We start from the raw sequence: 26269 nt of genomic DNA, 5'->3' as shown, positions 1-26269 counted from the left end.
AAAACAACTCAACACAAAATTGAATACACTTATTCATAACCTAATAACCTTTGATTATTAAGCATTTTGTATTTTTATTTCCTTGTTAAATCATTACCATGCACCATTTTGTAGCAAGACTGCTCCAAAATGATTCAAAGTGTATTCACTTTTGCACACAGATATTTTACCTGCCAGTTAACCACTAATGTAAAAAACCATAAGTGCCAAAATTTATTATTTACATTCTCTCCATTGTATTTATTCATTAATTTCTTCCTGAACCCACAAAAATACCATGCCTGTTATCCGGTGATGAACTTCCCTGGCACTATCTTTGCTTAATACACAAGTGTATGCACTTTTACATTCACTTTTGGTGCACTACTTTTCGCCTTCACCAGGGAAGCCTTGCAATGCTGCAAAGGCTGAAAAGCACCGGCCTTAAGAGCCGGCAACAATAAACCGGAGAACCAACATGAAAAGTCGTTTTGGGCAGAGCATGACTCTGTCAGCATTAACAGGCATGACGTTGTTAGGTTTGGCACACACAGCACTGGCTGATGTGAATATTGGCGCAGTTTTACCCTTAACCGGTACCAGTGCCAGTATTGGTGAAGACCAGCGCCGGGGCATTGAACTGGCGGTGGAAAACATTAACGCTCATGGTGGCGTGGACGGGCAACCGCTGCACGTTATCGTTGAAGATTCTGCCGGTAGCCCGGTTACCGGCCTTAACGCCGTACGTAAACTGACTCAGGTTAACCACGTCCCTTTGGTGGTTGGCAGTTTTTCTTCCAGTGTCACCATTCCTGTTGGGCAATACCTGGTGAAAAACCACCTGCTGCATATCAATATTTCAGGCACCAGCACTGATGTGCGTAACATTGGCGCAACCTCCTGGAGTGTTATCGGCCTTGATTCCCTTTCAGCCCGTTTCTCCGCTGAAGACGTGCACCAACTGGGTTACAACAAAGTGGCCTTTATTGCCCCGGATGGCGCTTATGGCCAGGGTATGGCGGAACAGTTCACTAAGGCATTTGAAAAAGCCGGTGGCAAAGTTGTCGCTAAGGTGCTTTACACCAGTGGGCAGCCTTCTTATCGCCGCGAACTGGAGCAAATTTCCCGCGCTCACCCACAAGCCTACGTTTACACCAGCTATGGCCAGGATGCCATTGTGCTTAACCGCGAAGCCTGGGAGCTGGGGCTGAATAAAACCCCCTGGTACGGCATGTATTTAACCATGGCGATAGACGGCTCTCCGGCACAATACACTAACGGCCAGATGGGAATGGAAGTGGCGGGCATTGATCAGAAAGCGGCAGGCAGCAACGGAGTAAATTACGCCACGCTTTACCAGAATAAATTCCATGAAAAACCCCGATCAGTATATGGCAGTTATGCCTGGGACAGCGTCATGCTGGCCGCCGCTGCAATCAACAAAGCACACAGTGCTGAGCCGGCGGCAATGATTACCGCCATGAAAGCGGTAGCTCCCGGTTTTACCGGCATCACCGGAAAACTGGATCTGGATGCGGATAACCAACGCCAGAGCCAGCCATACCTGAAAGTTAAAGCCAGCAATGGCGTACCGGTTCCCCGGTAACGGGCGGTTTCTTATGCCTGTTTACGCTACATCATTGGGGAGAAATCATGCTGCAGTTTTTGATTGATACATTGATTCGCACAGCGGATTTATCACTGGTCGCGCTGGGATTAAGCCTGGTGTATGGGCTGGTGCGGTTTGCCAACATCGCCCATATGCAATACGCCATGGTTGGCGCATTTATTACAGCGGCCGGGCTTCACCTGGGTATGCCGTTATCACTGGCTATCGTCTTTTCTGCGGTCGTTTGCGGCATGCTCTCCATGGTGTTGCATCACTGGGTATTTCAGCCATTGTTAAAAGGCGGTACGGCTAACGCCATGATTGGTTCGCTGGCCGTATCAATGGTGCTGATTGCACTGGTGCTTGGGGTCGAAGGATCAGCCCCAATCAACTACGCCCTGCCGATTGGTGAACTGTGGCAAATTGGTGATACCCGCATCGCTTCAGATGAACTCTGGAGCCTGGGGGTCACTGGTGTACTGGTTGCCGTATTCAGTGTGCTGATGTTCAAAACACCACAAGGCCGCGCAATACGCGCTCTGGCAAGCAACCGCGACCTGGCGGCAGCGTCAGGATTAAACGCCAGCGCCATTATCCACAGTGTTAACCTGGTGGCAGGCATGCTGGCGGCCGTGGGGGGAAGCATGCTGGCAATGAATGCCAGTGCCTGGGTCAACCAGGGGAATGACCTGATGCTGCCCGTGCTGGCGGCTGCCATTCTGGGTGGGCTGGGCAACCCTATGGGCGCTATTTTCGGCGCATTACTTATCGCCAGCACCGAAACCCTTGTGACTAACATTGACTGGAGCTGGCTGTTCGGCGGGGAATTACTGTTTATTCCGGTTACCTGGGTCAATGCCTCTTCGTTTGTCATTCTGTTACTGGCGCTGTTGGTACGCCCTTACGGCCTGTTTAATCGCGAGGTACGCCGTGTCTGAGTTTTTACTGCATATTTTTTGTCTGGCTGGCATCTATGCCATTGTCGCACTTGCGCTGAATTTACAGGCGGGGTATGCCGGGTTGCTCAACTTTGGTCATATCGTGTTTGTCGGTACTGGTGCGTATGCCATTGGCTTAGGTAGTCAGTTTGGTTTGCCATTGTGGGTAGTGATGCCTGCCGGAATACTGTGCGCCATGGTTATCAGCATCATGATGACGCTGTTGGGCCGCCAGTTAACCGCAGATTACTGGGGAATAGCCACTCTGGCGCTGGCGGAGATTATCCGCATCGCAATCGTCAACGAAGATAGCGTGACTGGCGGAGCGCAAGGCATCGGTGGGCTGGTTGCCCCCTGGTCAACCGGTAACAGTGTGGTGGATACCCGCATCTTCGCAGTTATTATTCTGGTGGCCGTTATCCTCGCCACACTGGCCTGCCTGCGCACCGGCTCCAGCCGCTTTGGCCGCGCCCTACGCCTGATGCGCGAACAACCTCAGCTGGCCATGTGCATGGGGTATTCACTGCCCTGGCTAAAATGCCGGGCGTTGATGAGCAGTGCAGTTATGTGCTGCCTCGCCGGTATGTTGCTGGCCTGGTACACCGATTATGTCAGCCCGGATTACCTGCTCTCTTCAGAGACCTTTCTTATCTGGAGCATGGTGATGATTGGTGGCATTGGCAATGTCCGTGGTGTTCTGCTGGGCGTCCTGTTAGTGGAAGGCCTGTATAACTTCATTCCCTTTGCTAAAGATTATTTCCACATTAGCCCGGACTTAACAGGTGCGCTGCGCCTGGGTCTGGTAGGGCTTGCGTTGCTACTGTGTCTGCTGACCAGACCTGCTGGTCTGCTCCCCGAAAAGTTAAGGATTCTGTCATGACGCATTTACTCGAAGTGGCTGGCGTCAGCAAAGCCTTTGGTGGCAACCAGGTACTGTCGTCTGTCTCATTTAATGTGGTTAAAGGTGAGATCCTCGGCCTGCTGGGGCCAAATGGCTCCGGGAAGAGCACCCTGCTCAACACAATTTCCGGGTTCACCCGGCCAGATGGCGGAAGCATAACGTTTAATGGGCGCCCTATTGCCCGCATGGCAAGCCACCGCATTATTCAGACGGGGATTGCCCGGACATTCCAGTTGCCCGTCATGCCAGAAAAGATGAGCGTCATGGAAGTGGTGATGGCGGCAGGAACCCGCCAACACGGGCTGATAAACGGGTTACTGGGGCTGGCTTCCGGGCGCAAAGCTGAACAGGAGGACAAAGCCCGCGCCAGTGAATTGCTCGATACCTTACTGCTGACCAAAGTCAAAGATCTTCCCGCCGCCGCGCTGTCAGGTGGGCAGAAAAAACTGCTGGGGATTGCCTGCGCGCTGATGGGAAACCCTGCTTTGCTGATGCTGGACGAGCCGATGGCGGGTGTGCATCCACAACTGCGCCAGGAACTGGTAGAAACCCTGGTTCGCCTGAGTCAGCAAGGGATTTCCTTACTGGTCATTGAACACGATATGCATTTTATCAACACCCTGTGCCAGCGCTGTATTGTGCTGGACAGAGGACAGATTGTCGCCAGTTGCCGCCCGGACGAACTGGCGGAAAATCAGCAAGTGCTGGATGCGTATCTTGGGCGCAGCACAGCGACACTGCAGGAGGCCGTATGATAACACTGGAAAACGTGGTGGCGGGTTACACACCTGGTATCGATATTCTCCACGGCATTTCATTACATGTTGCACAGGCAGAAATTGTCACGCTGCTCGGACCGAATGGTTGCGGCAAGTCTACGTTACTGAAATCAATTGCGGGATTCGTCTCGCCGCGCGAAGGACGAGTCGATATTGAAGGGCGTGAAACGGCAAAAATTCCGGTACACCGCAAAATTCGCGAATGTTCTCTGGGATTTGTTCCGCAACTGGATAACGTCTTCAATAACCTCACTGTCGCAGAGAACCTGCAAACAGGTGGGCAATTTTTACCGCCAGGGCAGCGTCGGCAGCGCATGGCACAACTGGCGGAACATTACCCGGTGTTGCACAAGAAATGGCACTCCCCGGCATCTGCGCTTTCTGGTGGGGAACGGCAAATTCTCGCACTGGCCCGGGCACTGATGCCATCGCCTTCCGTGCTGCTGCTTGATGAGCCCTCAGCCGGATTGTCACCGAAAATGCTTACCGAAGTGTTCAGCGCCATTCAAACCATTCGCCGTCAGGAGAAAGTCACTATTCTGATGGTGGAGCAAAATGCCATGGAAGCGCTGCATATCTCTGACAGGGCGTATGTGCTGGCGTTGGGAAAAGTGGCAATGCAGGGTAAAGCCCGGGATCTGCTTAACGATCCGCGGATGCGGGAACTGTACTTTGGCGGCCGCGCCGCCTGACAGGAAAAGTAACAAGAACAGAAGGAATACATCATGCCGATTACCCCGGTTATCGACCACGCAGTAATCAATGTCGATGACGAACTGAATCAGGCACAACACTTGTTTCAACGGATGGGCTTCCAGCTCAGTGAGCGTGGCCATCACTCTATGGGCTCCAGCAACCACCTGGCTATCTTCAAAGATAACTACCTGGAGCTGCTGGGTTATGAAGCTGACAGGCAAACTTCGTCGCGCGGTTTGTGGCAAGTTGCTCCGGGTCTTGCTGGCCTTGTCTGGAAAACGGCAGATGCCCACGCCGTATGGCAACATTTGCAGCAATGCGGGCTGGAGGGAGAGCCTCCTACAGCATTTTCCCGGCCAGTTACCCTGCCCGACGGCAGTACCACCGAAGCGCGCTTCTGTATCACCCGGATTCGTGGCAGTGCACTGGATTATGGCTTCAGTTTTTTCTGCGAACAGCAAACACCTGAAGCCGTGTGGCAACCCGCATGGCAGGTTCACCCAAACACGGTGCAGTCACTGACCGCGTTTGTGATTGCCGCACCTCAGCCAGTACAAACGTTGGCGTTATACCGCCAGTTGTTTAACTGTGTGCCTCGTATGGATGCGCAGGGTGGCTATGTTCTTGATTCGGGCACCTGCCGCCTGCGGGTTATCAGCCATGACCAGGCTGGCCGGGAATTTGCGCTGCCGCCAGCCGGGCAGAATGCCCCCGCTAAAATGGTGGCGCTGTGTTTCCAGGTTGCCTCATTGAACCAACTCAGGCAGTGCCTTACCCAGGGCGATATACAGTGGCAGGAGCAGGATAACGCACTGCTGGTAACGCAGCAGCAGGCGCAATGGCTGGCGATGCGTTTCCATCTCTAAATCCTGGTGGCTTCACTGGGCGGTAGTGTTGCACCGTCGCCCAGTGTGCGCTGCATTAACACGGTATCTACCCAGCGCCCATGTTTAAAGCCTACCGATTGCAGCGTCCCAACCAGGTTAAACCCCAGGCTCTGATGCAGGCGCAAAGATGCCTGATTTTCGCTATTACCAATCACCGCCAGTAACTGCCGGTAACCTGCCTGCTCTACCAGGCTAATGGCATGAGATAACAACGCTCGTCCAAGCCCCTGCCCACCATGTTGGTGATGAATATAAACAGAATCTTCCAGGGTAAAACGGTAAGCGTGGCGCGGGCGATATGGCGCCAGGTAGCAATAACCCAGCACCTGTTCACCTTCCAGTGCCACCAGCCAGGGTGTACCGTGAGACTGCACTTTTGCCAGCCTGCCCGCCATTTCAGCAACATCCGGCGGCGTTGTTTCAAATGAAGCGATACCATGTTCAACATGCCAGGCGTAAATTGCACAAATTTGCGCAACATGTTGCTGTTGTGCGGGAATTATTTTCATGTTTTGCTCACAGGGATTATGCAGGCCTTCAGAGTGCCATGTTTCGGGTATTCCAGACAGCCTGTATTGCTTATGCACGCTATAAGGAAGCCTTTGATGACCGCCCTTAATCTGGATCATCTGCATACATTTTGCCTGGTGGCCCGCTACGGCAGTTTTTCCTCAGCCGCCAACCTTCTGGGGTTGTCTCAACCCGCGGTAAGCCAGCAAATTCGCCAACTGGAGCAATGGTTTGCCACGCGCCTGCTTGAACGTACTGCCAGAGGTATGAAGCCTACGCCCGCGGGCCAGGTCTTACTGGAGCTATCACCACAACTGGAACATATCGTTGCCGATATTCAGGCTCAGGTTGCCAATTGTAGTGGTATTGCCCGTGGCATTGTCTCTCTGGGCATGGGGGCTACCGCCTGTATTCACCTGATGCCGCCAGTGCTGCAGGCACTTCGCCAGTCTCACCCGCAACTCACCGTCAGTATCCGCACCGGTAATACGCAGGAGATTATCCGCGCCGTAGAAGAAAACCGGCTGGATGCCGGATTAGTGACGCTCCCTGCCGACAGCCGCAACATAGCGCTGACCCCATTATGTGACGATGAATTCTTCGCTATTGGCCCGTCGGAAGAGGCTCGGGACAGGGTACTTTCCCCGCTAACACCCGAAACACTGAGCCAACACCCACTGATTATCTTCGAGCCAGGCAGCAGTACCCGCAAATGCATTGATGGCTGGTTCTCCGAAGCAGGCTTCGGGTTACAGCCGGTGATGGAATTAGGCAGTATCGAGGCCATAAAAAGCCTGGTGCGCGCTGGTATGGGTTACAGCATTGTTCCCGCGATGGCCATCACTCAGCCAGAACCCGGCATCACCAGCCAGCCGTTAACGCCCCGGCTTTCGCGCACGCTGGCGCTGGCCTTACGCCAGGATAAGCCCCTGAACCACGGTATGAATGCACTGCTCAGCGCACTAAAAAACGCTGTCCTGCCGGTTAACCCGGTGTAGAGCTTCACAACCGGGCATGACCACGTTAGGTTATGCTTAATGTTCCCCGGACTGAAGCTGAATATGACTGTGCTGCTTAATGAATTTAATCAACCTGTTGGCGCACCACTCACTGGCTGGCAAGGCTGCCCGTTACCGCAACACTGTAATCTGCAGGGCCATTACTGCCACCTGGTCCCACTGAATGCGGCGAGCCACAGTAAGCAACTCTATGCCGCATGGCTTCAGGCAGAAGATGACCGGGGCTGGACCTGGTTACCCGCCGGGCCATTCGCAGACTTCGCCTCATTTAACCAATTTATTATTCAGGCAGCCGAAAGCCGGGATCCTCTGCACTATGCGGTGATTGACAACGCAAGTGGTGAAGCAACGGGAAGCCTGGCGTTAATGCGCCACGACCCGAAAAATGGCGTTATCGAAGTGGGTTCCGTTATTTTTTCACCGCGCCTGCAGCATACCACCGCCGCCACAGAAGCCCATGCGCTACTGATGCACTACGTGTTCGATACGCTGGGTTACCGGCGCTATGAATGGAAGTGTGATTCCCTGAATGCCCCCTCCCGCCGGGCAGCGGAGCGGCTGGGTTTCACTTTTGAAGGTATTTTCCGCCAGGCCATTGTCTATAAAGGGCGCAACCGGGATACCGCCTGGTTTTCGCTGCTTGATAGCGAGTGGCCGCAAGTTCGTAATGCCCTGAGCGCCTGGTTATCGCCAGGTAACTTTGATGAGCATGGGAAACAACGCCAGGCACTGAGCGTATTGCGTGCCCGGCAGCAAAACCCACAGGAGCAACAAAAATGACCACTACAATTCGGGACATCCGCCCGGAAGATGAAGCCGCCTGGCGTGTTTTATGGCAGGGTTACACCACCTTTTATGGCAGTGACATCCCTGAACAGGTTACCCGCCACACCTGGCAACGCGCTCTGGACCCGGCTGCCCCATTCGGAATTCGGCTGGCAGTTTTTAATGAACAGGTTGCTGGTTTTAGCCTGTATGTGCTCCATGAAGGCTCATGGGTCACCACCCCGGTGTGTTACCTCGAAGACTTATTTGTTGACCCTGCTGTACGCGGGCATGGCCTGGGACGGGCGCTGATCGAGGATCTTATCCATCTGGCTGAGCAAAACAACTGGTCCAGGCTCTACTGGCATACCCGGGAAGGCAACCCGGCCCGGGCATTGTATGACAAGTTCACTCAGGCCGATGATTATGTGCGTTACCGGTTAGCTATTGGTACAAATACTTGATACCTGAGAGCGTGGTTTTCTGCATGCAAACCTGGCATTGTTTTTAGCAGGTCAGGTTTTCAGGATTCAATTTTCCGGGAAATGTTTTAGCATTACCTGGTTTAGCGGATAACACTTAGTTAAGCATCATTTCAACATCATTAGCACAACTGAAAGATAAAGAATTATTTTTCATTCCCGGCTAATTTCATTAATGCATTTCACAGAGCAGTACTCATGATTACTACAAAGATAATAAAACTGTATTTTATTAAAACTACAATATCCATTACGCGTTTGTTTATTGTATTTTTTATATTATTGACAACCGGATGTGTTGCCAACCGAATGACTACTGCACAGGATATAGCAAAACAAGGACATTTATCAGAACAAATCATTGAGACGCCTGAGTTTAATTTTCTTACCTGGCAACGCATAAACGCACCATCACAACCACTTACTATTTATATTGAAGGCGATGGTCTGGCATGGATTTCACGCTACCAGCCCTCAGCTGACCCAACGCCGAAAAATCCTGTCGCACTGCGGCTGGCGGCACTGGATCCCGGAAGTAATGTGGTGTATATCGCCCGGCCCTGCCAGTACATTGGTGTGGGCAGCAACCCCGCCTGCCAGGTGCCTTACTGGACAAACCGGCGATTCTCTGCAGAGGTGATTAACGCTATGTCCACAGCAATTGACAAGATTAAACAAAGTACCTCAGCAACTAAAATTCAATTAGTGGGTTATTCTGGCGGCGGCGCGGTTGCCGCATTATTAGCTGCACAACGTAAAGATATATTATCCCTGCGCACAGTGGCGGGTTATCTTGATATTGAATATGTGAACCAATTACACCATGTTTCGCCGATGCCCGATTCGCTTAATCCCATCAATAAAGCGAATAAATTGGCGCTTATTCCTCAAATTCATTTTAGTGGTGCACATGATACATTGATTACTCCAGAGGTTGCTCTACGCTTTATCCGGCACACGGGTAACAGTTGTGCGCGCGTTGTTCTTGTTCCCGGAATGACGCATCAGGGTCCCTGGGAAACGCAGTGGCTCCACTTGCTCAAACAGAAACCTGAATGTGGCAAGGGAGGTAAATAAACAGAATAAGATCAGCAGGGTAAAGTATGAACAAGTTATTTAAAGTAAAACCACTGATAGTGGCCATTGCTTCTGGGCTGTCGGCCATGACAGTAGCTGGCTCTGCTGGTGCGACAACCGACACACTGGTTATCTCAAACACATCCAGTGATATTCAGGTTTCATCCGGTGAAAGCTACACCTCAATTACAGTGACGGATACCGGTGTAATTGCTGGAGCCAACGACGGAATCTACAATAACGGTACCATCACCACTATTACCAACAATAACCTTCTGGGAGCCGGGTACTACGGTATCCGCTCAAGCGGAAATATTGGAACTATCAATAATCTCGGGACCATAAGTTCTGACCGCGCTTATGCCCTCTATAATACGGGTACTATTGATGCGTTGAATAACAGTGGAACAATAAGCGCAGGATGGGGTTACACTATCCTGAACAATGGTACCATCAACAGTATCAACAACTCAGGCACACTCAGTGCTGGCACCACATCATCCAATGTACTGAATAATTCGGGTACGATTGGCAGCATCACCAATACCGGGACGATTAAGGGCGATATCACTTCATCAGGTAGTCTGGATTTTATTGGCGGCACGGGCAGCACCATCGGCACGCTGACTGGCTATACTGCAGATGAATCCACACCCGTAATTGGCGCGATTAGTTTGTCCAGCGGCGATTTGACCCTCAGCTCCGGGAATATGCTGCTGAACGATAATGTCACGCTTTCATCGGGCTCTTTTAAGAACACCGGCGCTAATCTGTACATTTCCAACCCCATCACCATTACTGGAAACTACACCCAGTCTGCCAGTTCATCCCTGAATTTCAATGTTGCCAGCGATGCCGTTACTACAGGTAGCCTGTCTTCCGATTCCGGGTATGGCCGGTTGATTGTCAATGGGGCAGCTACGCTGGCATCGGGATCATCTGTCAACCTGGTCAGCCAGGGTTACGCGTTTGCGGCAGGCCAGCGTTATGTGGTTATCGATGCTTCAGACGCAGCCAACACACAATACAATGCCGGAGCCCTGAATTATAACGCATCAGGCTTTACAGGTACCGTAAAAGGCAGCGCAGCAACAGACGCCAGCTCAGGGGATGCATTGCTGGTGCTGAATTTATCTGCGGCACAAACAACCTCACCAACGACACCAACGACACCGACAACGCCGTCCTGGGAACCCACTATTGGTAATGCCATTTCATCCTTAAATGGCCTGCAAAATTATACTGGTGTTTCAAATGCAGGGTTGTTGAATTTATACAATGCTTCGTTAGCGATTAATTCTGTTGGTGAAGCCAATAGAGTGGGAGAACAGCTTTCTCCGGGCATGAATGCCAGTGCAGCAAATGCGGCGAGTACCGCGACTTTTGACATGCTGAATGTGATTGGTTCAAGAATCAGCACGACGCAGTTTGCCTGGCGTAACAGGCAAAGTGGTATTGCTGCCGGGGATGAATCACTCAATAACGCGGTATGGGGGCAAACTTTTGGTGGGCGCGCCAACCAGGGCAACACCGGTGAAATGTCCGGCTATAAGGCAACTTATGGTGGACTGGTTTTGGGTGCCGACCGCGCGATAAATGATAACTGGCGTTTAGGTGGCGCGCTCAGCTACACCTCAACCAATATTAAAGGCAACAGTAGCTTTAACGGTTCAAATGCCTATGTAAATTCCTGGGGGTTAACGGCTTATGCCAGTTACCTCGCGCCGGACTGGTATACCAACCTGTATGCAACCGCTGCAACTCAGCGTTTCAACACACAACGTAGCGTAGATTTCACCGGGTATTCTGGTATTGCCAACGGCAAGTTTGATGGACAGCAGTATGCGGTAAAAGCCGAATTTGGTTACCCTTTAGCTGTCACTCAGGCATTCACTGTGACGCCATTAGCCAATCTCAGCTATAGCTTTATGCAGCAAAATGGCTATACCGAGTCGAACGGTAATGGCGCTGCATTACGGGTAGATGCCGCCCACTCAGATGCCATTAAGTCCGGGCTTGGTGCCAAATTTGAGGTCACCACGTCAACACCAGTGGGTGAGCTGACACCTTACTTACAAATGCTCTGGTATCACCAGTATGACAACCAGCCGATGAAGATTTCCTCCAGCTATGCGGCGGCCATCGATGAAACTGGATTTACCACCCGCGGCGCATCGCCAGAAAAAGACACCGGTGATTTCAGCGTTGGGGCTACCCTGGTTCACTCTGGCACCTCCAGCATTACTGCTTACTACGATATTAGTGCAGCACCACACTATTCAAACCAGTCAGTCAGCTTACGGTTCAAACAGCTGTTCTGATTAATACGCACCCGGCCTGGTGTCAGCACATGACACCAGGCTGTTCACCCCGGTGGCGTCTGTGGCGCAAGCCAGCATGAGATGGTGTCTTTCATAACAACCAGGCGTTGCTCCAGCTCAGCGACCTGTTTTAAATCTTTTTGATACAGAATCGACAGCGTTGATTGATTTATCAGGTAGAAAAAACCCAGTGCAGAGATACTGATATTTAATTGCATCGCATCAATACCAGGCCGAATACTGCCATCTTGCTGACCACGCAACAGGATAGTTTCAGTAATACTCAACCAGCTACGGTTAATGGGCACAATAGTATCCAACGCTTTAAGGTGACGAGCCTGTAATTGGTTTTCACTGTTTAGTAAGCGAATAAACTCCGGATTTTCCAGATAATAATGCCAGGTAAACTCCACCAGCCTTAATACAGCATCGCGCGCAGGTAATGCGTCCAGATCAAGCGCGGCCTCTTTGGTACGAATGTCCAGATATGCCGCTTCCAGTACCTTTGAGAACAGCATATCTTTATTGTCAAAATAATAATAAATCAGTTGCTTATTCACTTGAGCAAGTGCGGCAATTTGGTCTACCCGGGCCCCATCAAATCCTTTATCTGCAAAGACTGTTTTAGCTGCACTAAGGATCAGTCTTTGAGTCAGTTCGGGATCATGCCGGCGTTTAGACACACTCTCCTTAACCATTTTTCCCCCGTAAAATCATTCAATTAAATTTACTGCAATCATTATTAACCAATTAGTTGAATCTGAGAAGTCGATCATCCTTTTCTTTTTTACGCCTTCCTATACTGTTTACATTAAATCAACTGGTTGGTTGAAATTAAAAAAGGAGCAGCACTATGACCTGTGCACAACGTCCGGTGGCTTTCGTTACCGGTTCTACGCGTGGAATTGGCAAGGCCTGCGCATATCAACTGGCACAAAGCGGATTTAATGTTGCCATCAATGGGCGCGACACCGAAGAAAGCCGTACACGGCAAGAAGTAATAGCTGCACAGATCCAAACCCTTGGCGTAGAAGCCATGGCCGTACCCGGTGATATTGCCGTACTGGAGAGTCAGTCTGCCATGCTGGAAGCTGTGGTCGCGCGCTGGGGGCGGCTTGATTGCGTTGTTAACAATGCCGGAACAGCAGCCAGACAACGCGGCGATTTACTGGATGTGACGCCTGAGAATTATCAATATTGCCAGGATATAAATACACGCGCCATGTTCTTCTTCTGCCAAAAAAGCGCAAAAATCATGCTTGAACAAGGGCAATTAGGTAATCAGCATCGCGCCATTATTAATGTCACTTCCTGTAGTGCCCAAAGCCTGAATATTTCTCGTGGTGAATACTGCGTCTCTAAAGCAGCTGCCAGTATGGTCACACAACTTTTTGCCATGCGCCTCGCTGAATCCGGTATTGGCGTGTATGAGGTTCGACCTGGCATTATCGCAACAGACATGACCAGCACCGTTAAACCCCAATATACGCAGCTTATTGAAGAAGGGTTAGTTCCCATGAAACGCTGGGGACGACCTGATGACATCGCTGTCGCTATTGATGCGCTGGCGAGCGGTAAATTGCCTTTCACTGTTGGCCAGATCATCGAACTTGATGGTGGCCTGAACAAATCCCACTTTTGAAGACGAGGTACTTCAATGGCCACTATTTCTCTTGGCATTATCATGCACGGCGTCACCGGCCGTATGGGGAAAAATCAGCATTTGATTCGTTCAATTGTTGCTATCCGTAATCAGGGTGGCGTTGCTCTGGCAAATGGCGATTACCTGATGCCCGACCCAATTTTGATTGGGCGTAATGAAGAAAAAATCGCAGCTCTGGCTAAAGAAACAGGTATTGCACGTTGGGGAACCGACCTCGACGCAGCACTGGCAAATCCTAACGACACTATCTTTTTTGATGCAGCAACGACTCAGGCACGCCCCACTTTACTGAAAAAAGCGATTGCCGCAGGCAAACATATTTATTGTGAGAAACCTGTTGCGGTGAGTTTGTCTGAAGCCATGGAACTCTATCACTACGCAGAACAACAGGGTGTTTGCCACGGTGTGGTGCAGGACAAATTATGGCTACCCGGATTACGTAAATTACAGCTTCTCAATGAGTCTGGCTTTTTTGGCAAAGTTCTTTCTGTACGGGGTGAATTTGGCTACTGGGTCTTCGAAGGTGATTTACAGCCAGCGCAGCGTCCATCCTGGAACTACCGTCAGGAAGAGGGTGGCGGCATCATTCTCGACATGATCTGCCACTGGCGTTATGTCATCGACAATTTATTCGGCGAAATCAAGAGTATTAGTTGCCTTGGTGCCACCCATATCCCACAACGTGTCGATGAACAAGGTAATCCTTACGCCGCAACCGCAGATGATGCCGCGTATGCCACTTTCGAACTGCATAATGGCACCATCGTACAAATCAACAGCTCCTGGTGTGTGCGGGTTCGTCGTGACGACCTGGTGACATTCCAGGTCGATGGCGTCAATGGTTCCGCTGTAGCCGGACTGACCGATTGCCTTACCCAGGCCAGAGTTAATACCCCCAAACCTGTCTGGAATCCTGATGAGCGCCAGACTCATGACTTTTTCAAAGACTGGGTTCCGGTACCGGATACCACAACCTATGACAACGCGTTCAAAGTGCAGTGGGAAGGTTTTTTACGCCATGTCCACGGTGAAAGCGATTTTCGTTGGAATCTGCTTGAGGGTGCCAAAGGCGTACAACTCGTAGAACTGGCTTTGCAAAGCTGGCGCGAACGCCGCTGGTTGGATGTTCCGTCTTTGATCAAATAAGGAGCGCATATGCAACACCCGGATCCACGGCGGCTTTCCATTAATACCGCAACCGTACGTAAACAGTGGACACTCGATAAAATAATTGATGGTTGTGCCCGCCACGGGATCTGCGGGATCTCGCCATGGCGGGATCAAGTACAGGCGCTGGGGCTGGAGAAAACAGCCCGGTTAATCCGTAGCAATGCGTTAACCGTCAGCGGCTACTGTCGCGGCGGCATGTTTCCGGGTGTCGATGACGCTACCAGACAGGTAGCGAATGATGATAACCGCAGGGCAGTGGATGAAGCGCTGGCGCTGGGTGCAGCCTGCCTGGTACTGGTCGTGGGAGGCCTGCCCGGGTCATCAAAAGATATCGCGGGTGCCCGTCAGCAAGTCAAAGACGGGCTATCCCGGTTACTTGATTACTCACGTAACGTTGGTATGCCATTGGCGATTGAACCATTACACCCAATGTATGCTGCCGACCGCGCATGTGTGAACACGCTGGAGCAGGCTAACGATTTGTGCGATGAACTGGGCGATAAAGGGCTGGGCATTGCCGTTGACCTCTACCACACCTGGTGGGATCCGAAGCTCTTCCCACAACTGGAACGTGCTGGGCGTAACCGCATTCTGGCATTCCACATTTGCGACTGGCTGGTGCCAACCCGTGATTTGCTCTCTGACCGGGGAATGATGGGAGATGGTGTTATCGATATTCGTAGCGCCCGTCTCGCCGTTGAGTCACTGGGCTATCAGGGGGCACATGAAGTTGAAATTTTCTCGGAACTGAACTGGTGGCAACAGGAACCTAACGACGTCTTATCCACCTGCAAGGAGCGTCATCAGCAATACTGTTAATCAGAGTTTTTGCGGTATCTGATTTCTCGTCACATCCGATATGTCGAGGGCATTATGCACACAGATACAAAAAGAATGATCCTGGTGTCCGTGTTATGTGGGCTGGGATACATGATGTACTCCGTTGATCGCATGACAGTTTCGTCAGCCATCAGCCTTATGGCCAGTGATTTTCATCTGGATCGTGCACAATCAGGTTTTCTGATGAGCTCCTTTTTTTATGGCTTCATCGGCTTCTTGTTTATTTCTGGCATTATCGCCGACAAACTCAGCGGCAAACCGGTTCTTATTCTGGGGTTAGTCATTTTCTCTCTTGCCACGATGAGCACCGGAATAGCAGGTAGCCTGACATCACTCCTCTTTTACCGGGTGATGACCGGGATAGGCGAAGGTGTCTTTTGGCCTGCCGCCTCTCTGGAAGTGGCCAATGTAACCACAGAGAAACAACGCACCACAGTCATGTCTCTCTACTGGATGGGCTACCCGATTGGCGGTTTTTTGGGTACCTGGCTTGGCGCCATGCTTGGCCCTGTCTTCGGCTGGCGAGTGGTTTTTTATGTGGCGGGCGGCATGGGTTTGCTGGTCGCTCTGGCCTATGCCATATTGGTAAAACCAAAACCGACAGAGAAAAAAACGCACCAGGCACATAGAGCGTCGTTGCCACTCAAACAGCTGTTCCGCAACCCTTCCGTTTTACTGATGGCACTGTACTACTTCCTGTTACTCAGTGGCTGGTGGATTGTCCTGCTGTGGGCACCAACATTTTTAATGAATGTTAAGCACTTATCGATAAGTGTCGCAGGCACTATTGCCAGCCTGCTGGGTCTTGCTGGTGCCCTGGGGGGACTTGTGACAGGTCGCCTGTGCGATAAAGGCAACTTCAACCGTAAACGCGCTATCCTGATTGGTATCACCTTACTGAGTAGCCTGCTCATGGCGGCAATGGTGCTAAATATGCCTGTATATGCCGTGATAGTAGTCATTCTCTTGCTTGGCTTCTTAGGCTACCCAGTTACGCCACTGGTGATTTCCTTTACCGCTGAGTTGGTTCCGCAGGCATTACGCGGTTCGGCTATTGGCTTTGTCATGAATATAGGCATGGCAGCCGGTGGTATTTCCCCTGTGTTAGCCGGGTACTTCGCTGATATCTATTCCTTAAGTACTGTATGGTGGGTTGCTGCCTGTGTCATGGTATTCAGCTCCCTCATGTTGCTTGGTGTACAAAAATCCCCGGCTGCTTATTCCAGCCCGGCAGAGCCTGGTCTGAGCCCCAGTAAACAGTAGAGGCAAATATGGCAACGACCCTATCTCAATCCATCCTGACACCTTTAACGGATGTCACGATGCCACGGCATGTGGCTGCAGCAAACCCGTCACTCACACTGGATATTGCTGGTTATTCCATTCCTCTTTATAGCCATGAGGCGTTGGTTATCGGCAGTGGAGCGGCTGGCCTGCGTGCCGCCGTTGAACTGCGCCGCAGAAAAACAGATGTTGTTGTCGCCACACAAACCTTGTTTTGGGGAACGTCTGCCTGCTCGGGCTCAGATAAGCAGACACTGCACACGGCATCCACCAGTTTTCATGGTGATGACTTTGTTAAGCTGGCGGGAGCGTTAGGAGCGGGTGGTGCAATGGATGCAGATACCGCTTATGTCGAAGCGGTTGGTTCCATCGAAGCATTTATTGGTTTGAAAAGCATTGGGTTACCATTACCGGAAGACCGTTACGGTGCCGTTTTACGCTACCAGACAGATCACGACGAAGCTGGCCGGGCCACCAGCTGCGGGCCACGTACTTCACGGTTGATGGTCAAGGTATTAGCAGAAGAGGCTATCTTACTCAATACCCTCTTTATCGACCATGCAACCGTTATACGCTTGCTGACGGAAGGCGAAGGAGCATCCCGCCATATTGTGGGCGCTGTCGCCATAGTAAAAGGGGCGCGTTGCCCGGACAACCCATGGGGACTATGTGTAATACGCGCCAGTGCCGTGGTTCTTGCGGCTGGAGGGCCTGGTGAACTATTTCGTGACAGTGTTTATCCGAAGCGCTGTTTTGGGTCCCTGGGGTTAGCACTGGCTACCGGGCTGGAAACCGTCAATCTCACCGAGCATCAATTTGGTATCGGGACACGCCGTGATGAATTCCCCTGGAACTTATCTGGCACCTATATGCAAAGCATGCCCTACATCTATTCCGTAGATACTCAGGGCCAGGAACATAACTTTCTTGCACGCTATTACCGCACCACCAGGGAACTCGCTTCCAATATTTTCCGTAAAGGCTACCAATGGCCGGTTCACGCCAGCCGGATGCTGGATTTCGGTTCCAGCCTGGTTGATCTGGCAATTTACAGTGAAGCACAACAGGGCAACACCATCTTTATGGACTTTAATCGTAACCCGTTACCTGTTGAAGGCTCGCCGGATTTCTCTCTGGAGGACCTGGATGACGATGTCCGGGCGTACCTGACAAACAATGACGCTAACCTGGCACTCCCCATCGAACGCCTGCGACACATGAACCCTCTGGCGATTGAATTGTACAAACACAATGGTCATGACCTGACAAAGCACCCACTGGCTTTTAACGTTAACCACCAACATATGAATGGTGGTATTGCTGTCGATACCTGGGGGCAAACGTCTTTATCCGGGTGTTATGCCATTGGCGAGGCGGCAGGTACACATGGCGTGACGCGCCCGGGCGGAGCTGCACTGAATGCAGGCCAGGTTTTTGGATTACGTTGTGCCAAACACATTAAGGCGACAAGCCGGAATAAAACGGATTCCTGCTTCACCAACGAAGTGTCGGCACTCATCAATACCATTCTGCGTGACAGCACAACGTCGCAGGCCCCCACTATTGAGGCCGTTAAAACAGAAATACAACAACGTATGAGCGACGTTGCCGGATTCATTTGCCACACAGACCAGGTTCCTGAAGCACTGGCAGCGGCCAGGCGTCTCAATGAACAGATAACTCAGCATGGCATCGCCATTACACATCCCAACCAAACCGCACAGCGCTTCCAGTGGCAGCAAATGGCTCTGGCTTGCGAAGCATTATTAACCGCGTTGAATTTCTATATTGAACAGGGTGGTGGCAGCCGTGGAGCACGGGTGCTTTGCTCCCCTGACGGCGATCAAGTCCCTTCAGCTCGTACTGGAGCACTGACGGCCTACCGTTTTTTAGCGGAAAACCCGCAACACAGGCAACAACAATTGGTTGTGCGCTGGTTAGATGGCGACTTCAGGGTAAGAGTGCAGGGTCTGCGACCACTGGAGGACCTTAGTACTCTGTTCTTTGAAAAAAACTGGCCTGATTTTCTGACGGGCAGTATTTATCACCATGCTCCAACGCCACCGGGCGATTAAGAAGCCAGCGCCTGAGCACACGCCCAGGCGGAGCTCCAGGCCCACTGGAAGTTGTAACCACCCAGCCAGCCGGTGACATCAACCACTTCACCAATAAAATAGAGCCCTGGCACCGTGCGGGCTTCCATGGTCCGGGAAGAAAGCGCATGGGTATCGACACCGCCAAGCGTCACTTCGGCGGTGCGGTAGCCTTCGGTGCCATTTGGCACTATTTCCCACTGTGACAGGTGTGCGACCAGGTCTGCCTGCTGGCGTGAATTAAGCTGTTTCAGAGTGACATCTGGCACCAACCCCAGCGACATCAGCACTTCGATTAACCGCTTCGGTAATAACATGGCCAGGGTGTTTTTCAGGCTCTGGTTCGGGTGTGCCTGGCGTTGTTCGTCCAGTAACGCATCCACGCCACCATCTGGAGCCAGGTTAACCATAACTGGCTCACCAGCACGCCAGTAACTGGAAATTTGCAGCACAGCCGGGCCAGACATGCCCCGGTGTGTGAACAAAATATTTTCACGAAATTGCGTGCCATCCTGCGCGGTTACCACCGAGGGAAGCGATACACCTGACAACGTTTGCAACTGTTCCAGCAAGGGTTTATGCAGCGTGAATGGCACCAGGCCTGCCCGGGTAGGCAATACAGGGAGGCCGAACTGCTCAGCCACTTTATAGCCAAAAGGTGAGGCGCCCAGACCGGGCATAGACAGGCCGCCACTGGCAATGACCAACTTGTTAGCGTGAATTTCCGCGCCATTAAGCTGCAGCGTATAGCCCTGCTCATTGCGTTCAATAGCTAACACTTCACTGCGCAACCGCAATGTCACGTTACCCTGCTGGCACTCGTCCATCAACATGGTGACAATTTGTTCTGCTGAATCATCACAAAACAACTGTCCCAGTGTTTTTTCATGCCAGGCAATACCATGGCGGGAAACCATGTCGATAAAATCCCATTGGGTATAGCGTGCCAGGGCAGATTTGCAAAAATGAGGGTTTGAGCTCAAATAGGCCGCAGGTTCGATATAAAGGTTAGTAAAGTTGCAACGACCACCACCAGACATAAGAATTTTTCTGCCTGGTTTTTTCCCGTTGTCCAGTACCATGACGCGCAAACCCGCCTGCCCGGCCTGTGCCGCACAAAATAACCCGGCCGCACCCGCGCCAATCACCACCACATCGAATTGTTCCACACTTTCCCCCTGTTTTATCTGGCGGCGAATTGTAAAGATAGTCCGTGAATCACACCAGCACAAAAGCCAATCCTTCAGGTATCCCATTGAATTATTACAAATTAATGACAATCAGTAAGAAAAGCGACGCAATTTAAATCAAAAAAAGTCTATTTTCACTTTGCCCCCGGCGCAGTTGTCCTGGATAATGCGCCGCGTTCATGTCCACAGAATGGCTTAACGTCTATGCTACATCTCTTTGCAGACCTGGATTTGCATACCGGGTTGTTATTGGTTCTCGCACTGGCTTTTGTGTTGTTCTACGAAGCCATCAATGGTTTTCACGATACAGCAAACGCTGTCGCTACCGTCATTTATACGCGTGCGATGCGCTCACAACTGGCTGTTGTAATGGCTGCTGTATTTAACTTCTTCGGTGTCCTGTTGGGCGGGCTGAGTGTCGCGTATGCCATCGTTCACATGCTGCCAACAGACTTATTGTTGAATGTCGGTTCCGCACACGGTCTTGCCATGGTGTTTTCCATGTTGCTTGCCGCCATTATCTGGAACCTTGGCACCTGGTACTTTGGTTTGCCGGCCTCCAGTTCTCATACGCTGATTGGCGCTATCATCGGTATCGCCCTGACGAACGCCCTGATGACTGGCACATCCGTCGTGGAAGCACTCAACATTCCAAAAGTCATCAATATTTTTGCCTCTCTAATCGTTTCTCCGATTGTCGGCATGGTGCTGGCGGGTGGACTGGTGTATCTGTTGCGCCGCTACTGGAACGGCACCAAAAAACGCCGTCGCGTCCACTTAACACCTGCTGAGCGCGAAAAACAGGATGGTAAAAAAAGGCCGCCATTCTGGACGCGTATTGCCCTGATTGTTTCTGCCATTGGTGTCAGCTTCTCCCACGGCGCGAATGACGGGCAGAAAGGTATCGGGCTGATTATGCTGGTATTAATTGGCGTGGCACCCGCCGGTTTCGTGGTAAACATGAGTTCAACAGGTTACGACATTACCCGCACACGGGATGCCGTGACGAACGTCGAACTCTATTTCCAGCAGCATGGTGAAGCAGTTAAACATGTCATTGATATGTCGCCACCGGCTAACCTGGCACCCGTTCCGGGTGAAGCGCATGAGTTCCATTGCGATGCCAGCCGTGCTGTGTTTGCGCTGGATACTGCCAAAGGCCTGTTAGCCAACCTCGACAGCTATGAAAAGTTGAGCCTGGAGCAACGCAGTCATTTACGCCGTATGATGCTGTGTATTGCCGATACGACAGACAAAGTCGCTAATCTGCCGGAAACCAACTCCGACGATAAACGGTACCTCAAGAAACTCAAAAGTGACATGCTGAGCACCATCGAATACGCGCCCATCTGGATTATTATGGCGGTTGCGCTGGCTCTGGGTATTGGTACCATGATTGGCTGGCGCCGCGTTGCCACCACCATTGGCGAGAAAATTGGTAAGAAAGGCATGACTTACGCACAAGGGATGTCTGCACAGATGACTGCTGCGGTTTCCATCGGTATTGCCAGCTACACCGGCATGCCAGTGTCCACCACCCATGTGTTGTCGTCTTCTGTGGCCGGTACCATGCTGGTTGATGGCGGCGGGTTACAAAGCCGCACGGTTAAAAGCATTCTGATGGCATGGATATTTACTCTTCCTGCTGCCATTCTGCTTTCCGGCTGCCTGTACTGGTTGTCATTGCACCTGATCTGATTTGCAAATTTCACCATAAGCGGGCTGCCAGGCCCGCTTCATATTGATGAAAAAGAAGGGAAAAACGTGGTTTTCCCTCCTTTTTAGTGAGTAGCCGAAAATCAATGAATTGATTTTCCTTGTTTTTGATTGGGTGACACCCTCTGGTTCTGTGCGGAAATGAGGATTGTCATCGACCATAAGCGGGCTGTAAGGCCCGCTTAATCTTACCTTTTCAGCGCACATTCCATTCAGCTCAGTGCCAGATAGCCAGGCCCACCAGGCTCACAATCACTAACCCACACAATGAACTTGTCAGAATGAACTGGCGCCGCACACGTTCACAACGGCGAATAAATTCATCATCATGATGGTCTGAATACCGCTTAGCATAAATGTATCTTACCAGGCGCATTTGTTTGCTGGGTTGACCATGTGATGTGAAAAAGCCACCACCATCGACATACTGATACAGTAAAGGATCACAACCTCGTAGCACCACCAGTAACGCACGTAACGATGAGAAGTAACGCGCCATATTGATGACACATACGACACACAACGCCCAAAACAACGCAATGGTGCTGATCATACATCCTCCCCGGCGATTTTCCGGCCACTCCGGATAACATCGCTCCCCAAAACAGACAGTCAGCAAAAGGGTCAGTGAGCTAAAGGCACCCAGCCATAATAAGTTTATCGGCTTGCCTTATTAAATAGTGTAGGTCGCAGGTGGTTTTTTTTTCCATACAACAAACCGATAACAACTGCACAAAACAGGTAATTGATTGTTATATATCAACCTGGCGCAAATTGACTGCGCGCCTGTCGCGCTATAATGTAGACAGGAATTCAGTACCTGAGGTCATTACGCTGGAAGTCGTTCCCGTAAACCAGCTTTGCTGATACGGGCACACAGGAGACCAAAATTGCCTGGGTTGTTCTCCTGTCCATGTGTTCATCGACAGCTTATGGAAGGAATAACATTATGGCTTACAAACATATTCTGATTGCGGTAGATCTTTCCCCGGAAAGCAAAGTTCTGGTTGAAAAAGCGGTCTCCATGGCCCGCCCATATAATGCGAAAATTTCGCTGATCCACGTCGACGTAAACTATTCAGACCTGTATACCGGTCTTATTGATGTGAATCTGGGTGATATGCAGAAACGTATCTCCGAAGAAACCCATCACGCACTGACAGAGTTATCTACGGGCGCAAACTACCCAATTACTGAAACGCTGAGTGGTAGTGGAGATCTGGGCCAGGTTCTGGTGGATGCCATTCGTAAATATGACGTTGACCTTGTGGTATGCGGCCATCATCAGGACTTCTGGAGCAAACTGATGTCTTCAGCGCGCCAGCTTATCAATACGGTTCATGTTGATATGCTGATTGTGCCGCTCAATGACGACGACGAAGAATAAGAGCAGTAAGCACAGCGCAGGCACTCTGTGCGGTAAACACAAAGCACACCCTTGCCAACGCGGCAAGGGTGTTTCATTTCAGGCGTGTGGTGTGCCGGGGTAAATATCAAAACGGTGGTTTTTGGTGGTGATAGCCGAACGGGTTTCGACACCCGCCAGCGCCGGTGCATAATCCGGGCGTTTCACGACCACCCGCTTAGTTGCCAGGCGTTGTGCCGGTGCCAGAAGTGCATCAGCATCGTCATCAGCCCCAACCAGTGACTGAAACACCCGCATCTCTTTTTTCACCAGCGCACTTTTTTGCTTATGGGGATACATCGGGTCGAGGTAAACCACCTGCGGGCGGGGTTCCAGCCCTTCCAGCGCTGTCAGGCTCGAACCGTGAATCAGTGCCAGCCGTTCCCGCAGCCAGCCACCAATTTCCGGGTCCTGGTAACCACGATTCAGGCCATCTTCCAGTAAAGCGGCCACTACCGGATGACGTTCCAGCATCCTTACATGGCAGCCTACAGAGGCCAGCACAAAGGCATCGCGTCCAAGCCCTGCCGTCGCATCCACCACATCAGGTAAATACTCGCCTTTCACGCCAACCGCCTTTACAACCGCTTCCCCTCGCCCACCGCCAAACTTGCGCCGGTGAGCCATCGCGCCAGCGACAAAGTCGACATAAATACCACCGAGCTTTGGCTCATCCCGCTTGCGTAATTCCAGTTGAGAAGCGGTCAGTACCAGTGCCATGGCGTTATTTTCATCGTGGGTTAGCCCCCAGCGCGCCGCCAGAACAGATAAGGCGCCGGGATCGGCGCCTGTTTCAGCTAACAAACATATGTTCACGGTTAACTTCAGCCCTGAATGCCGTAATGGTGCAGCATGGCATCCAGTTGTGGTTCACGGCCACGGAAGCGTTTGAACAGTGTCATCGGCTCTTCGGAACCGCCACGGCTTAAGATGTTATCCAGGAAGGATAAGCCTGTTTCACGGTTGAAAATACCCTCTTCCTCGAACCGGGAAAACGCATCCGCTGCCAGGACATCGGCCCACAGGTAGCTGTAATAGCCCGCAGCATAGCCGCCAGCAAAGATATGGCTGAAGGCATGCGGGAAACGCCCCCACGCCGGAGAAGGCACCACAGCCACCTGTTTTTTGATTTCTGCCAGTGTTTCGAGAATTTTTGCCCCCTGTTGCGGAGAAAACTCAGCATGCAGGCGGAAATCAAACAGGCCAAACTCAAGCTGGCGCAGAATAAACATTGCTGCCTGGTAATTTTTCGCCGCCAGCATTTTATCCAGCAGAGACTGTGGCAGCGGTTCGCCGGTTTCGTAATGGCCAGAAATAAATGCCAGCGCTTCCGGTTCCCAGCACCAGTTTTCCATAAACTGGCTTGGCAGCTCAACAGCATCCCAGGGCACACCGTTGATCCCGGAAACACCCGCGGTATCAATACGTGTCAGCATATGGTGCAGGCCGTGCCCGAACTCATGGAACAACGTAGTGACTTCATCATGGGTAAACAGTGCCGGTTTGCCATTCACCGGGCGGTTAAAGTTACAGGTCAGGTAAGCAACGGGTTTTTGCAACGAACCGTCGGCTTTACGCAACTGGCCCACGCAGTCATCCATCCATGCGCCACCCCGTTTGTGCTCACGGGCATACAGGTCGAGATAGAAACTGCCGCGCAGGTCGCCCTGCTCATCATAGAGCTCGAAGAAACGTACATCCGGGTTCCATACGTCCACATCATGGCGTTCTTTCGCGGTAATGCCGTAAATGCGTTTTACCACTTCGAACAGGCCATTTACTGCCTTGCTCTCCGGAAAATAGGGGCGCAGCTGTTCGTCGCTGATACTGTAGAGGTGCTGTTTTTGCTTCTCGCCATACCAGGTGAGATCCCACGGGTTCAGTTCATCCACACCATAATGCTCACGGGCGAAAGCGCGCAATTGCGCCAGTTCCGCTTCACCTTGTGGGCGCGCACGTTTGGCTAAATCGGTCAGAAAATCCAGCACCTGCCCGGTGTTTTCTGCCATTTTAGTTGCCAGAGATTTCTCGGCATAACTACCAAAGCCCAGCAACTCCGCCAGCTCGTGGCGCAACGCCAGGATCTCCTCCATGACTGGCGTGTTATCCCACTTACCGGCATTTGGTCCCTGGTCAGAAGCACGGGTGCTATAAGCGCGGTACATCTCTTCACGTAACGCTGCGTTATCGCAATAAGTCATTACTGGCAGGTAGCTCGGGATATCCAGCGTCAGTAACCAGCCTTCCTGCTCTTTCGCTTCTGCCTGAGCTTTGGCGGCTGCCATTGCGCTTTCCGGCATCCCCGCCAGTTGGGATTCATCGGTAATCAGTTTGCTCCAGCCCATGGTGGCATCCAGCACATTATTGCTGTAGAGCGAACCCAGTTCAGACAACCGCGCCGCAATCTCACCATAGCGTTTCTGTTTGTCTTTTGGCAGCCCAATACCGGACAATTCAAAGTCTCGCAGTGCGTTATCCACTGCTTTTTTCTGTGCCACGCTCAGGCTGGCGTAATGTTCGCCATCGCGCAGGTTGCGATACGCCTGGTACAGGCCTTCGTGCTGCCCAACCCAGGTGCTGTATTCGGATAACAATGGCAGCGTTTGTTCATATGCTGCACGCAATTCCGGGCTGTTTTTGACCGAATTGAGGTGGCTTACCGGTGAGAAAATCCGCCCCAGCCTGTCATCGGTTTCCGCCAGAGGCTGGCACAGGTTATCCCATGTCCAGGGCGCGCCATGCGCCACCACCTGCTCAACTGCGGCACGGCAGGCATCCAGTGCATCGGTCACGGCTGGCACAACATGTTCAGGCTTGATTGCAGAAAACGGAGGAAGAGTAAAATCGGTAAGTAATGGATTGGTCATAGCACAGTCCCAAATAAAGTGAGGCGTATTTCCACACGCACTCTGATGTTCCTGAATGGTCCACATCTCAAATAACCC

The 26269-nt window shown here is 51.6% G+C and carries 24 protein-coding genes; 18 read left to right on the top strand and 6 right to left on the bottom strand.

Going from position 1 to position 26269, the window contains the following annotated elements:
* Window positions 1-457: 457 nt before the first annotated feature.
* From MPHASIOC01_RS01685 to MPHASIOC01_RS01660, 6 genes are read left to right on the top strand one after another with little or no spacing between them, the layout of a single operon-like run.
* A complete protein-coding gene (locus MPHASIOC01_RS01685) occupies window positions 458-1585 on the top strand; it encodes an ABC transporter substrate-binding protein (protein WP_064597817.1) in 1128 nt (375 codons plus the stop codon).
* Window positions 1586-1632: 47 nt separating this feature from the next.
* Window positions 1633-2526 carry a branched-chain amino acid ABC transporter permease gene (locus tag MPHASIOC01_RS01680; RefSeq protein ID WP_064597815.1) on the top strand — a complete coding sequence of 298 codons (894 nt, stop codon included), beginning with the start codon at window positions 1633-1635 and terminating at the stop codon, window positions 2524-2526.
* Window positions 2519-3406, top strand: coding sequence for a branched-chain amino acid ABC transporter permease (locus tag MPHASIOC01_RS01675; RefSeq protein WP_064597813.1), 888 nt, complete (start codon window positions 2519-2521; stop codon window positions 3404-3406). Before MPHASIOC01_RS01680 ends, MPHASIOC01_RS01675 begins: the two co-directional genes overlap by 8 nt.
* Window positions 3403-4182 (top strand): ABC transporter ATP-binding protein, encoded by a 780-nt coding sequence (locus MPHASIOC01_RS01670; RefSeq protein WP_064597811.1) that lies wholly within the window; start codon window positions 3403-3405, stop codon window positions 4180-4182. Before MPHASIOC01_RS01675 ends, MPHASIOC01_RS01670 begins: the two co-directional genes overlap by 4 nt.
* Window positions 4179-4898 (top strand): ABC transporter ATP-binding protein, encoded by a 720-nt coding sequence (locus MPHASIOC01_RS01665; protein WP_064597810.1) that lies wholly within the window; start codon window positions 4179-4181, stop codon window positions 4896-4898. The genes MPHASIOC01_RS01670 and MPHASIOC01_RS01665 overlap by 4 nt, the downstream gene beginning before the upstream one ends.
* A 33-nt stretch (window positions 4899-4931) precedes the next feature.
* Complete coding sequence (locus tag MPHASIOC01_RS01660) at window positions 4932-5768, top strand: VOC family protein (RefSeq protein ID WP_064597808.1); 837 nt, start codon at window positions 4932-4934, stop codon at window positions 5766-5768.
* Here the strand turns inward: MPHASIOC01_RS01660 and MPHASIOC01_RS01655 are convergent.
* Window positions 5765-6298, bottom strand: a complete 534-nt coding sequence (locus tag MPHASIOC01_RS01655) for a GNAT family N-acetyltransferase (RefSeq protein ID WP_064598065.1) — start codon at window positions 6296-6298, stop codon at window positions 5765-5767. The genes MPHASIOC01_RS01660 and MPHASIOC01_RS01655 overlap by 4 nt on opposite strands.
* Before the next feature lie 96 nt (window positions 6299-6394).
* On the opposite strand from MPHASIOC01_RS01655, the gene MPHASIOC01_RS01650 reads away from it, so the two are divergent.
* The 5 genes from MPHASIOC01_RS01650 (at window position 6395) to MPHASIOC01_RS01630 (ending at window position 11963) form a co-directional block, all read left to right on the top strand.
* Window positions 6395-7297 carry a LysR family transcriptional regulator gene (locus tag MPHASIOC01_RS01650; RefSeq protein ID WP_064597806.1) on the top strand — a complete coding sequence of 301 codons (903 nt, stop codon included), beginning with the start codon at window positions 6395-6397 and terminating at the stop codon, window positions 7295-7297.
* A gap of 63 nt (window positions 7298-7360) precedes the next feature.
* The gene (locus MPHASIOC01_RS01645) at window positions 7361-8098 is read left to right on the top strand and encodes a GNAT family protein (protein ID WP_353613816.1); all 738 of its coding nucleotides are present in this window, start codon (window positions 7361-7363) and stop codon (window positions 8096-8098) included.
* Window positions 8095-8547, top strand: a complete 453-nt coding sequence (locus MPHASIOC01_RS01640; protein ID WP_353613815.1) for a GNAT family N-acetyltransferase — start codon at window positions 8095-8097, stop codon at window positions 8545-8547. The genes MPHASIOC01_RS01645 and MPHASIOC01_RS01640 overlap by 4 nt, the downstream gene beginning before the upstream one ends.
* A gap of 327 nt (window positions 8548-8874) precedes the next feature.
* A complete protein-coding gene (locus tag MPHASIOC01_RS01635) occupies window positions 8875-9642 on the top strand; it encodes an alpha/beta hydrolase (RefSeq protein WP_353613814.1) in 768 nt (255 codons plus the stop codon).
* 26 nt (window positions 9643-9668) lie between these two features.
* A complete protein-coding gene (locus tag MPHASIOC01_RS01630; protein WP_353613813.1) occupies window positions 9669-11963 on the top strand; it encodes an autotransporter domain-containing protein in 2295 nt (764 codons plus the stop codon).
* Window positions 11964-12007: 44 nt separating this feature from the next.
* On the opposite strand, the gene MPHASIOC01_RS01625 is transcribed toward MPHASIOC01_RS01630, so the two are convergent.
* On the bottom strand, window positions 12008-12646 hold the full coding sequence (locus MPHASIOC01_RS01625) for a TetR/AcrR family transcriptional regulator (protein ID WP_231889175.1): 639 nt from the start codon (window positions 12644-12646) through the stop codon (window positions 12008-12010).
* 170 nt (window positions 12647-12816) lie between these two features.
* Between MPHASIOC01_RS01625 and MPHASIOC01_RS01620 the strand changes: the two genes are divergently transcribed.
* Genes MPHASIOC01_RS01620 through MPHASIOC01_RS01600 form a run of 5 tightly spaced genes read left to right on the top strand, consistent with a single transcriptional unit; the run spans window position 12817 to window position 18995 of the window.
* Window positions 12817-13605: a 3-ketoacyl-ACP reductase gene (locus MPHASIOC01_RS01620; protein WP_353613812.1), complete on the top strand. Its 789-nt coding sequence runs from the start codon at window positions 12817-12819 to the stop codon at window positions 13603-13605.
* A gap of 15 nt (window positions 13606-13620) precedes the next feature.
* A complete protein-coding gene (locus MPHASIOC01_RS01615; protein ID WP_064597795.1) occupies window positions 13621-14772 on the top strand; it encodes a Gfo/Idh/MocA family protein in 1152 nt (383 codons plus the stop codon).
* Window positions 14773-14781: 9 nt separating this feature from the next.
* Window positions 14782-15615 (top strand): sugar phosphate isomerase/epimerase family protein, encoded by an 834-nt coding sequence (locus MPHASIOC01_RS01610; RefSeq protein ID WP_353613811.1) that lies wholly within the window; start codon window positions 14782-14784, stop codon window positions 15613-15615.
* Between the two features lie 54 nt (window positions 15616-15669).
* A complete protein-coding gene (locus MPHASIOC01_RS01605) occupies window positions 15670-16899 on the top strand; it encodes an MFS transporter (protein WP_082917866.1) in 1230 nt (409 codons plus the stop codon).
* An 8-nt stretch (window positions 16900-16907) separates the two neighbouring features.
* Window positions 16908-18995 carry an FAD-binding protein gene (locus MPHASIOC01_RS01600; protein WP_064597788.1) on the top strand — a complete coding sequence of 696 codons (2088 nt, stop codon included), beginning with the start codon at window positions 16908-16910 and terminating at the stop codon, window positions 18993-18995.
* On the opposite strand, the gene MPHASIOC01_RS01595 is transcribed toward MPHASIOC01_RS01600, so the two are convergent.
* On the bottom strand, window positions 18992-20182 hold the full coding sequence (locus MPHASIOC01_RS01595) for an NAD(P)/FAD-dependent oxidoreductase (protein ID WP_353613810.1): 1191 nt from the start codon (window positions 20180-20182) through the stop codon (window positions 18992-18994). The genes MPHASIOC01_RS01600 and MPHASIOC01_RS01595 overlap by 4 nt on opposite strands.
* Before the next feature lie 225 nt (window positions 20183-20407).
* On the opposite strand from MPHASIOC01_RS01595, the gene pitA reads away from it, so the two are divergent.
* A complete protein-coding gene (pitA, locus tag MPHASIOC01_RS01590) occupies window positions 20408-21901 on the top strand; it encodes an inorganic phosphate transporter PitA (RefSeq protein WP_353613809.1) in 1494 nt (497 codons plus the stop codon).
* 235 nt (window positions 21902-22136) lie between these two features.
* Here the strand turns inward: pitA and uspB are convergent, their stop codons facing one another.
* Complete coding sequence (gene uspB / locus MPHASIOC01_RS01585; RefSeq protein ID WP_064597785.1) at window positions 22137-22472, bottom strand: universal stress protein UspB; 336 nt, start codon at window positions 22470-22472, stop codon at window positions 22137-22139.
* A 396-nt stretch (window positions 22473-22868) separates the two neighbouring features.
* Here uspB and uspA point away from each other — a divergent pair, with 396 nt between their 5' ends.
* Complete coding sequence (gene uspA / locus MPHASIOC01_RS01580) at window positions 22869-23306, top strand: universal stress protein UspA (RefSeq protein ID WP_064597783.1); 438 nt, start codon at window positions 22869-22871, stop codon at window positions 23304-23306.
* 78 nt (window positions 23307-23384) lie between these two features.
* Here the strand turns inward: uspA and rsmJ are convergent, their stop codons facing one another.
* Both rsmJ and prlC read right to left on the bottom strand, forming a co-directional pair.
* Window positions 23385-24140 carry a 16S rRNA (guanine(1516)-N(2))-methyltransferase RsmJ gene (gene rsmJ, locus MPHASIOC01_RS01575; protein WP_064597781.1) on the bottom strand — a complete coding sequence of 252 codons (756 nt, stop codon included), beginning with the start codon at window positions 24138-24140 and terminating at the stop codon, window positions 23385-23387.
* 8 nt (window positions 24141-24148) lie between these two features.
* Window positions 24149-26191 carry an oligopeptidase A gene (gene prlC, locus MPHASIOC01_RS01570; RefSeq protein WP_064598059.1) on the bottom strand — a complete coding sequence of 681 codons (2043 nt, stop codon included), beginning with the start codon at window positions 26189-26191 and terminating at the stop codon, window positions 24149-24151.
* Between the last annotated feature and the right edge of the window lie 78 nt (window positions 26192-26269).

Origin of the sequence: Mangrovibacter phragmitis, from assembly GCF_040429585.1 — a bacterium.
Lineage (GTDB): Bacteria > Pseudomonadota > Gammaproteobacteria > Enterobacterales > Enterobacteriaceae > Mangrovibacter > Mangrovibacter phragmitis.
Note: the sequence above shows the minus strand (reverse complement) of the source record. Positions and strands in the feature narration are given on the sequence as shown.

What these genes read in the sequence shown, in the direction of transcription:
- MPHASIOC01_RS01640 (WP_353613815.1), top strand. Translation starts at nt 8,095, where the DNA reads ATGACCACTACAATTCGGGACATCCGCCCGGAAGATGAAGCCGCCTGG.
- MPHASIOC01_RS01685 (WP_064597817.1), top strand. Translation starts at nt 458, where the DNA reads ATGAAAAGTCGTTTTGGGCAGAGCATGACTCTGTCAGCATTAACAGGC.
- MPHASIOC01_RS01660 (WP_064597808.1), top strand. Translation starts at nt 4,932, where the DNA reads ATGCCGATTACCCCGGTTATCGACCACGCAGTAATCAATGTCGATGAC.
- MPHASIOC01_RS01650 (WP_064597806.1), top strand. Translation starts at nt 6,395, where the DNA reads ATGACCGCCCTTAATCTGGATCATCTGCATACATTTTGCCTGGTGGCC.
- MPHASIOC01_RS01630 (WP_353613813.1), top strand. Translation starts at nt 9,669, where the DNA reads ATGAACAAGTTATTTAAAGTAAAACCACTGATAGTGGCCATTGCTTCT.
- MPHASIOC01_RS01655 (WP_064598065.1), bottom strand. Translation starts at nt 6,298, where the DNA reads ATGAAAATAATTCCCGCACAACAGCAACATGTTGCGCAAATTTGTGCA.
- uspA (WP_064597783.1), top strand. Translation starts at nt 22,869, where the DNA reads ATGGCTTACAAACATATTCTGATTGCGGTAGATCTTTCCCCGGAAAGC.
- MPHASIOC01_RS01610 (WP_353613811.1), top strand. Translation starts at nt 14,782, where the DNA reads ATGCAACACCCGGATCCACGGCGGCTTTCCATTAATACCGCAACCGTA.
- MPHASIOC01_RS01635 (WP_353613814.1), top strand. Translation starts at nt 8,875, where the DNA reads ATGACTACTGCACAGGATATAGCAAAACAAGGACATTTATCAGAACAA.
- MPHASIOC01_RS01620 (WP_353613812.1), top strand. Translation starts at nt 12,817, where the DNA reads ATGACCTGTGCACAACGTCCGGTGGCTTTCGTTACCGGTTCTACGCGT.
- pitA (WP_353613809.1), top strand. Translation starts at nt 20,408, where the DNA reads ATGCTACATCTCTTTGCAGACCTGGATTTGCATACCGGGTTGTTATTG.
- MPHASIOC01_RS01600 (WP_064597788.1), top strand. Translation starts at nt 16,908, where the DNA reads ATGGCAACGACCCTATCTCAATCCATCCTGACACCTTTAACGGATGTC.
- MPHASIOC01_RS01665 (WP_064597810.1), top strand. Translation starts at nt 4,179, where the DNA reads ATGATAACACTGGAAAACGTGGTGGCGGGTTACACACCTGGTATCGAT.
- uspB (WP_064597785.1), bottom strand. Translation starts at nt 22,472, where the DNA reads ATGATCAGCACCATTGCGTTGTTTTGGGCGTTGTGTGTCGTATGTGTC.
- MPHASIOC01_RS01670 (WP_064597811.1), top strand. Translation starts at nt 3,403, where the DNA reads ATGACGCATTTACTCGAAGTGGCTGGCGTCAGCAAAGCCTTTGGTGGC.
- prlC (WP_064598059.1), bottom strand. Translation starts at nt 26,191, where the DNA reads ATGACCAATCCATTACTTACCGATTTTACTCTTCCTCCGTTTTCTGCA.
- MPHASIOC01_RS01605 (WP_082917866.1), top strand. Translation starts at nt 15,670, where the DNA reads ATGCACACAGATACAAAAAGAATGATCCTGGTGTCCGTGTTATGTGGG.
- MPHASIOC01_RS01645 (WP_353613816.1), top strand. Translation starts at nt 7,361, where the DNA reads ATGACTGTGCTGCTTAATGAATTTAATCAACCTGTTGGCGCACCACTC.
- MPHASIOC01_RS01680 (WP_064597815.1), top strand. Translation starts at nt 1,633, where the DNA reads ATGCTGCAGTTTTTGATTGATACATTGATTCGCACAGCGGATTTATCA.
- MPHASIOC01_RS01615 (WP_064597795.1), top strand. Translation starts at nt 13,621, where the DNA reads ATGGCCACTATTTCTCTTGGCATTATCATGCACGGCGTCACCGGCCGT.